Source organism: Amycolatopsis sp. SID8362 (assembly GCF_010550475.1).
In the GTDB taxonomy this organism is placed as follows: Bacteria; Actinomycetota; Actinomycetes; order Mycobacteriales; family Pseudonocardiaceae; genus Amycolatopsis; species Amycolatopsis eburnea.
Genome location: NZ_JAAGNB010001353.1, coordinates 1 through 252, shown reverse-complemented (window position 1 = coordinate 252; position 252 = coordinate 1). Strand labels below are relative to the sequence as shown.

The following is a 252-nucleotide window of genomic DNA, read 5'->3' as shown; positions in this document are numbered from 1 at the left end:
CGCCTCGCCGGAGGCGCGGACGGCGTCGACCACGGCGTCGGTGAGGCCGTCCTCGTCGACGTCCACGAGCACGAAGCGGCCCGGGTTCTCGACCTGCGCCGAGCGCAGCAGACCCCACGCCGCCGCGCCCGCGAGGTCGGGGTCCTCGGCGTGCACCGCGCCGCGGGTCAGGAAGACCAGGCCCGAGTGGGGGCGGTCCTCGCCGAGCCAGGTCCGCAACAGCTCCAGGACGTGGGTGGTGCGGGCGTGGAC

1 protein-coding gene is annotated in these 252 nt (G+C 76.6%); it reads right to left on the bottom strand.

Translation table 11 applies throughout. The features are described 5' to 3' along the window. Positions 1 to 252 (bottom strand): hypothetical protein (locus G3I65_RS41285; protein ID WP_203612652.1); only part of this gene is annotated, 252 nt, incomplete at both ends.